General features: G+C 71.7%; 3 protein-coding genes. 1 reads left to right on the top strand and 2 read right to left on the bottom strand.

From position 1 onward, the window contains the following. Positions 1-147: 147 nt before the first annotated feature. Together ACWEO5_RS37175 and ACWEO5_RS37180 are read right to left on the bottom strand one after the other, a co-directional pair. Positions 148-711 (bottom strand): hypothetical protein, encoded by a 564-nt coding sequence (locus tag ACWEO5_RS37175; protein WP_452166512.1) that lies wholly within the window; start codon positions 709-711, stop codon positions 148-150. Next, a complete protein-coding gene (locus tag ACWEO5_RS37180) occupies positions 708-7,313 on the bottom strand; it encodes an RHS repeat domain-containing protein (protein ID WP_452166513.1) in 6,606 nt (2,201 codons plus the stop codon). Before ACWEO5_RS37180 ends, ACWEO5_RS37175 begins: the two co-directional genes overlap by 4 nt. A 456-nt stretch (positions 7,314-7,769) precedes the next feature. Here ACWEO5_RS37180 and ACWEO5_RS37185 point away from each other — a divergent pair. Further along, positions 7,770-8,082 (top strand): hypothetical protein (locus ACWEO5_RS37185; protein WP_452166514.1); only part of this gene is annotated, 313 nt, incomplete at its 3' end.

The raw sequence follows: 8,082 nt of genomic DNA on the forward strand, positions 1-8,082 counted from the left end.
CACATGGCGGCGATCTTCGCGGACACCCGACCGCGAAGATCACAGCCACTGGATCACGCCACGCAGTTGATCAATTACCCCACACTTTCTGAGACGCGCGACGGCGGCACCCGCTCTCGCGAGCGGGTGCCGCCGGCCGGTCGGGTGCTACTTCCCGGCCGGGTCCTGCTTCCCGGCCGGTTCGGGCTTCCGGAGGTCCGTGCCCACCCGGTTGTCCCCGGCCCAGTCGCGCAGGAGTTCGTGCAGCCGCTCCCGGCGGCGCCGGGACAGGCCGACGCTGACCTGCAGCGGGATCGGCCCGCGGCGGGTGCAGTCGATCTCCAGGCCGGTGCGGGGGACCTCCACCGGGCCGGAGTTGATCGCGCCGTACCGGATCCGCCGGATGTCCGCGGGGCGGAGCACGTACCGGGCGAACGAGTTGGTCACCACCAGTTCCCCGGGCCGGATCTCGACCGAGGTCCGCAGCTCCGACCAGAGCGACTGCGCGAGCAGCAGCACGGCGACGGCGCCCACCGCGATCCGGGCCGCCAGGGACAGCTCCGGATTGGTCGGACCCATCCAGATGAACACGTTGGCCATCGGTATCGGCCGGCTCAGCAGCGCGCGCACCAGCATCCGGTGCACCGACCGGCGCACCTTCGGGCCGGGGGGACCGCCGTCCCGCGGCCGCTGGGGAGCGGCCGCGGGACGGCGGGTGGCAGGGGTGCTCATCCGCTGCACCACTTCGAGCCGGAGCAGTAGAGGGAGCTTGCGGTGTTCGACAGGATGAGCGTCGTCAACTCCTCTCCCAGGTTCTCGGCCCGTGACGTCAACTGCAGGCCGTCTCCGGCCAGCTTACCGAGCACCTTCGGCACCGCCGAGACCCCGACGCTGTCGATCGCCACACCGGTCAGACCCGATACGCAATTGCCGGGACTCCTCTTGTGGCCCATGCAGGAGTTGGCCGCCGACGCCGTGTCGATGGCGAGGACGGTCCAGCCCATGGCGGCGATCAGGGCGCTTCCCTCGGTGCCCGCGACGGCGGCCAGCAGCGGTGCGGCCGCGCCCATGCTCAGCACGGTGGCCGTGAGCGTGATCCCGATGCTGACCAGGCTGATGAGTTCGCTGTGCTCGTCCATGAAGGTGCCGACCGACGACAGCGCCCTGCCGCCCTGGCACCACAGGTTCCACCCGCAGTGGTTCTTCTTGGCCTCGGCCTCCGCGGCCGCCCTCTTGGCGTCCGCGTCCTTGGCCGCCTGGGCCGCCAGCGCCGCCTTCCGGACCTGGGTCATGTTGGTGATGACGCTGTGTCCGTCGGTGGTGACCGGGCCCATCTGGGCCATGGTCTGCTGGTAGCAGCTGTAGGTGACGCAGTGCGCCGCCTCGGAGGTCAGGTTGGCCTGCTTGGCCTGCAGGTCCTTGACCTGCTGGTTGAGCTGCTGGTAGCAGTTGTAGGTGGCGCAGGCCATCGGGTTGTCGTACTGGTAGGTGTCGCCCTGTCCGGTGGAGCAGGGCGCGCTGCCGAACTGGCCGCAGATCGAGGCCAGGCCGTCCCGGTCGCTCTTCGTGGTGGGGTTCCCCGAGGCGTAGCCGTAGCCGCCGATCTGGTTGGGGTCGTCCGCTTCGAGGATCGGGTCGACGGTGATGAACCGCCCGATGGTCGGGTCGTACTGCCGGGCTCCGAGCAGGGCGAGTCCGGTGCTCGGGTCCGCCGGCTGGCCCAGGTAGCCCCGGTTGTCGGCCCAACTGCCGGGCTGGGCGCCGCGGAGGTTGCCGTACGGGTCGTAGGCCCGGCGGGTGGTGCTCAGGGTGGCGCTGTCGACCTGGAGCTGCGCCGTGTGCTGCGGGTTGGTCGGCAGGTAGGCGACCGCTCCGGTGCTGGAGCGGACGATCCGGGTGCCGTCCGGGTTGTTGTAGGCGCGCTGCGCCGTGACGTTGCTGCCGGTCAGGGTCAGCTGCTCGGCGCCGCCGAACAGGTAGAGGGTCACCGTGCCCGGGTTGCGCTGGATCAGCAGGTCGCCGTTGGCGTCGTACAGGTACGTGGAGGTCTGGGCGTTGCTGCTGCCCTGCTTGACCTCCACCGACTTGACCCGGCCCTCGGCGTCGTACCCGTAGGTCTGGGTCGAGGGGCTGGCGCCGGTGACGGTGCGCTTGGTGGTGTGGCCGGCCGGGTCGTACTGCGCGCTGAGCGTGCTGGTGGCGCCGGACTTGCCGGTGGTGACGGTCGAGACGGCGTTGGGCTGCTTGCCGTCGGTCGGGTAGGCCAGGGTCTGGGTGGTGTCGTTGGCGGTGTTGCCGGTGGTGTCGTGCTGGACCTGCTGGGTGCGGTCGCCGAGCAGGTTGTAGCCGTAGTCCTGCCAGTACGGGGTCGGGCCGCCGACGGTGCCGGTGCCGGGCGCGGTGCTGGTGCACCGGGCGAGCTGGCCGGCGGTCGGGGTGGTGATGCCCGCGGTGTCGGTCCAGGCGGTGGTCAGCCGGTCCAGGCCGTCGTAGCGGAAGCACTGGGTGTCGGTGACCTGGCTGGTCCCGAAGGCCGACTGCCGTTCGCTGACGGTGGTGATGTTGCCGGCCTGGTCGTAGCCGTAGGTGGCGTCCGAGACCGGGCTGTCGGGCGCGGTCTCCAGCGAGACCCGGTTGGTGGCCAGCCGGTTGGTGGCCTCGTCGTAGGTCTGCGCGGTGCGGAACTGCTTGCCCGCGTCGCCGTAGGTGGACTGGACGACCTGGCCCAGCGGGTTGTAGTTGGCGATGTCCAGGTAGTGGGTGAACCGTCCGGAGCCGGAACTGACCAGCCCGCCCTGGAGGTTGTAGCCGTAGCCGACCGACTCCGCCGAGAGGCCGCCGTCCGCGCCGAAGTTGCTGTGCGCGAGCAGGCCGGTGACGGCGGTGTAGTCCGCCCCCAGGGTGTAGCTGCCGGCCAGCTTGCCCTCGCCGGCGGGGACCGTGACGGTGGTCCCGGTCGGCTGGTAGCCCGTGCTGTAGCCGGTGATCGCCTGGACGTAGGCGTTGCCGCCGTCGTAGCGGGTGCTGGAGGTCAGGAAGCCCTTGGCCAGCGAGTCGTAGCTCCACGCGGCCAGCAGCTTGCTGCTGTCGGTGGTGCCGGCGCCGTCGTACTCACCGGTCTTGCGGCCGAGCTGGTCGTAGCTGTACGAGAGCACCTGGCCGCGGCCGTCGGTGCTGGTCGCGGTGCGGCCCAGCAGGTCGTAGCCGGTGGTCGAGGTGCCCGCGTCCGGGTCGGTCTGGGAGGTCTGCCGGCCCTTCAGGTCGTACTGGTAGGACCAGGTGTTGCCGGCGGTGTCCTTGACCGAGGTGAGGTGGCCCGCCGGGTCGTAGCCGTAGCTGATCGTCACGTCGCCCGTGCCGTCGCCGCCGTGCGACACCTTGGCGGTGGTCCGGCCGAGCGCGTCGGTGCGGGTCGAGGTCGGGACGGCGCCGGCCGGCGGCGTGGTGTCGGTCCGGTCGGCCCCGGGGTAGGCGGTGGTGCTCTGCCAGAGCAGCGCCGCCTTGCTGTAGGAGGTGTTGGCGACGGTGCGCCCGGTGCCGTCGTAGGTGGTGACGGTCTCCGCCGGGAGGGTGTTCTCCGTCTCCACGAACAGGGTGCTGCCGGGGGCGGTGGTCGGGTCGGCGTAGGTGGGCACGGTGATGCTCGCCCAGCCGTGGCTGTCGTACCGGGTGGAGGTGACCAGTCGGCCGGCCGAGTTGTCGGCCGTGGTGCTCTGGGACTGGCGCTGCTTCAGGAAGCCATCGTAGATGTCCACGGTGACGCCGTAGCTGCCGTCCTCGCGCAGGGCCCGGGTGGTGACGCTCGGCGGGTTCGGGTTGCCGGCGCCCTGCAGCGCGTAGCTGAACAGGCGGTTCGCGCTCTGGGTGGCCTTCGAGCGGCCCGGGTACCAGACCGCGGTGCGGCGGCCCAGGGCGTCGTAGGTCAGTTCGGCGGTCCGGGCGTTCTGGTCGACCTGGCGGACGACCAGGCTGCGGCCGGGGGCCAGGGTGTTGGTGCTGGTCCAGCCCAGCGGGTTGGTGTTGGTCACCGTGGTCGGCTGGGTGCCGGTGGACGGGCTGTAGCCGGTGCTGGTGGCCGCGCCCGCGGCGTCCAGCACCTTGGTGACCCGGCCGTACTGGTCGTAGCTGGTGGCGCTGTCGGTCTGGAAGACCGCGGCGCCCGCCGCGTCGTAGGACGTGACGGACTGCTTGGCGGTGATGTCGCCGGTGCTGCCCAGCTGCCCCAGGGCGGGGAGGCCGGTCAGGGTGCCGTCACCGTCGTAGTAGGTCCGGTCGTCGCTGACCGTGGTGCTCGCGGAGGCGGGCGTGCCGCAGGGGCCCGCGATGCTGATCGCCTCGCTCTGGTAGGCGAGCATCATCGGGTTGGACGCCGGCGGGGTGGCGTAGCTGCTGGTGGTGCAGACCTCCTGGGAGGGCACGCTCAGGTCGCCCTTGTTGTCCGACTCGACGAGCCGGCCGAGGCTGTCGTAGCGGGCGTCGATCCGGGTGGTGCGCCAGGTCGTGCCGTCCGCGAGCAGCTCCTGCTTGCGCTCGGAGGCGTTCTGGATCCGGCGGGCGGTGAGGTCCGGCAGGGTGGAGAGCTTCGCGGGCGCCGGGGTCTTGGAGGTCCAGGCGGTCTGCGGGCTGCTGGCCACCGTGGTGTAGGTCGGCGCGGCGGTCAGCTTCTTGGCGATGACGGTGCCGCCGGCCCGGTCGTAGGTGTCGGTCTCCTGGGCGGTGCCGGCCAGCCAGTTGCTGTCGGTGGTGGCCTCGCCGAGGCTGTTGGTCAGGCTGACGGAGCGCTTGGTCCCGTCGGCCTTGTAGTCGCCGTCCATGCCCTGGAGGTAGTGGGTCGCGGTCTGGGTGACCGGGTCCGGGGCGCTGCCGGTGGTGGTGGTGATGGTGCGGTAGCCGCGGTACTGGTCCCAGGTGCGGTAGCGGTCGTCCGCCGCCTCGGAGTCGTTGCGGTGCCAGGCCGCGCCGCCGGAGTAGGTGTACGTGGTGATCCGGGCGGGCGAGTTGGCCTTGGTCGCGTCGCTGTCCGAGATCTGGGCCACCAGCGCCTTGTGGAACCAGTCGCTGATCGGCTCGACGGCGCCCGGGATGCTCCAACTGACGTTGTAGCAGGCCATGGTGTCGGAGTCCGGGGAGGCCGGCATGTGGTTGTTCACCCGCGAGCACTCGGGGTCACGGTAGGTGACGGCGATCGACTCGCCGCTCTCGGTCCGCACGCCGGAGATCCGCGGGTGGTACAGCGGCGGGGCGGCCGGGGTGAGGCCGTCGACCCGGTTGTCCATCTCGATGCCGGTGAAGGTGGTCGGGTCCAGCGTGACGGTGCCGGAGCCGCCCGCCGAGGTGTCCAGGCCGGTGTGCTGGATCTGCGAGAGCCACATCACCGACTGGAGCGCGCCCGCCTGCTGCGGGTCCTCGGTCTTGCCGGTGACCGGGTCGACGGTGCCGCCGGCGTCCGAGAACAGCTGGGTCAGCGCCCAGGAGTCGACGTCCTGCCAGCCGCCGGCGGCCCGCACCTTGGTGGTGATGCTCTTCAGCCGGTAGGTGGACCAGAAGGACGGGCTGCTGGCCCGGCAGACGTTGCTGCCGCTGCCGGTGGTGGCCATCGTGCTGGTGCAGTTGAGGTCGTACGGGGTGTCCGGCCAGTTCGGCGCGGTGGTCGCGTTGAGGTTGGCGTACTGGCAGGTGGTGTCCGAGACGGTGCAGCGCTGGGCGGTGTCGAAGACCACCTCGGCCGCCGGTTCGCGGCCGGCCTTGGCGTCGGCCAGCTGGTAGCCGTAGGAGATCCGGGTCAGGTAGCCGCCGCGGGTGTAGGCGGTCATCTTGCCGCCGGCGCCGTTGGACTGGCCGTTGCCCGCGTTGTACCAGTTGGCCTCGTTCGCCCAGTCGTAGCGCTGCAGGTTGCCGTGCGGGTCGACGACGAAGTCGAGGTTGAACCGCCAGCCGGGCTCCGCCGCGCACTGCGACGCCTTTCCGGCGCTCGCGCTGTAGCAGGGGTCGCCCGACTTGGGCATGTAGACCGGCTCGCCCCAGGCGCTGTTGGTCGCGGCGTCGGAGGTGGTGCCGGGCGCGTGGTTGAGGCCCAGGTAGTACTGGGTGCCGTCGGTGGTGGTGACCTTGAAGTACTCGCCGTCCCACAGGCCGTTCGAGGCGCCGGTCAACCGCTCGACCTTGGTGCCGTCGTCGCTCTGCAGGTGGTAGGCGCCGCTGCTGTCGCGGATCAGCTGCCCGTTGTGCGAGCCGAGCGCGAGGGTGGCGTTCCAGCCCGACCAGCACATGTCGCCGGAGCCCTCGATGCCCGCGTTGGCGCAGGACTTGTAGGACCGCTCGATGTAGCCGGGGCTGTAGGTCCAGCCGTCGCCGATCCAGGACGCCTGCGAGTTGCGGGCCGAGGTCTCGCCGTCCACCGACTGCGAGTCGTAGGACAGCGCCACCGACGGCGCGCTGCCGCCCAGCGAGGCGGGCGCCTGGATCGGGTAGTTGTAGGTGAACGCGCCGGAGGCCGAGGAGGACCAGGCGCCGGAGGCCGACAGCGGGGTCGCCCCGTAGTCGCCCTGCGAACCGCTGGCGCCCGCGACCGCGGCCACCGCCGTGGTGGCGGCCCCGCCGCTGACGGCCGTCAGCTGGGTGCTCAGCGCCTGGACGGCGGTGCCGCCGGTCCGGGTGCCGAGCGCCTGGACGGTGGCGCCGTCCGACGCGGGGTCAGCCGCCTTGACGGCGGAGCCGTCCGACGGCGCGTCACCCGCCACCGCGACGGTCGCGGTCAGCTGCCGGGTGACCGGGTCGTTGGTGGTCGGCAGCGGCGTCTGGGTGCGGCACCGCGCCAGCTCGGGCGTGGTCAGCGCGCAGGCCGGCAGCTGCACCAGGTGCAGCCGGGAGGCCCAACCGCCGCCGTACGCCTGGGCGATGGCCCCGTAGTCGACCGAGACGGCGACCTTGCCCTCGGCCGGGTCGCCGTCCGCCCGGGTCAGCCCGACCAGCAGGCCGTCCACGTTGGCCGTCCGGGCCTTGGCGCGGTCGACGGTCTCCACCCGCACCGCGCCGGGGGTCTTCCCCTCCGCGGGGGCCAGCTTCACCGGCTGGCCGGCCGCCGAACGCGCGGCGCCGCCACCGCCGTTGCCGAGCTGCACCGTGGCGCTGGCCGCGGCGGGCCAGTTCGGGGTGGCGGGCTGGTGCTGCTCGACCGCCCGGCTGCCCTTCGGCTCCGGGGCCGGGGTGGCCGCCGCGGCGGCCGAGGCGTCACGCCCGGTGACCTCCGGGACGGCCGGCAGCGGGTCGGCCTCCCAGAGCTTCCCGTCGTAGCGGTAGGGGCCGACGACGGTGGCGCCGGCCTGGGGGGCCATGAGGGACATTGCGGCGACGACCGTCGTGAGGACGCTCATTCCGCGATAGCCGAGTCGGCCAAACGCCCGTATCGGGCGATTCATCCGATCTGACATGGAGTTCGCTCTCCGTGGTTCTGATGGGGGGGCATTGCGTGGTATTGCCAGGCCACAGGGCGCTTTGCAAGCACTTGACCGGCGGCGGCACGCTATTGCCGGGAGAGGCGGACCGCAATATCCTTCGCTGCCGACCTATCGGGGGGAGACGCAAAGGATTGTGACGATCTGTCACTCCTTCGCCTTCCATAAGGGCATCGAGTGCGCGAATCGGACACAAGAGGGTCCGATACGCACTACTTGGGTGACGCCCTCCCGTTCGGGCGGAAACGATATTTGACCAAAGCTTTGATCTTCTAGGGGAACGTAGTGCACGCAGGTATGGGGAGACCGCCGCGCGGGCGGTCCGGGCGCCGGGCCGTGGCGCTGCTGGCGCTGGCCGGCGCGGTGCTGGCCGGGGCGACGGGGCAGGCGGTGGCCGACGACCGGCCGTTCGCCGTGGCGCCGGGCAACAGCACGCCGCCGGCCGCCGGGCAGCAGGACGGCGCGCCGGACGGTCCGGTGCAGCTGGCCCGGGCGAAGGCGCGGCAGAGCGGGAAGCCGGTGGTAGTGGAGGGGTCGACCACCGAGACCAGCCAGACGGTGGCCAATCCGGACGGGACGCTGACCCGGACCGAGAACGTCCGGCCGGTGCGGGTGAAGAAGGGCGGTGACTGGGCTGCGGTCGACGCCT

This window comes from Kitasatospora sp. NPDC004272 (genome assembly GCF_053603035.1).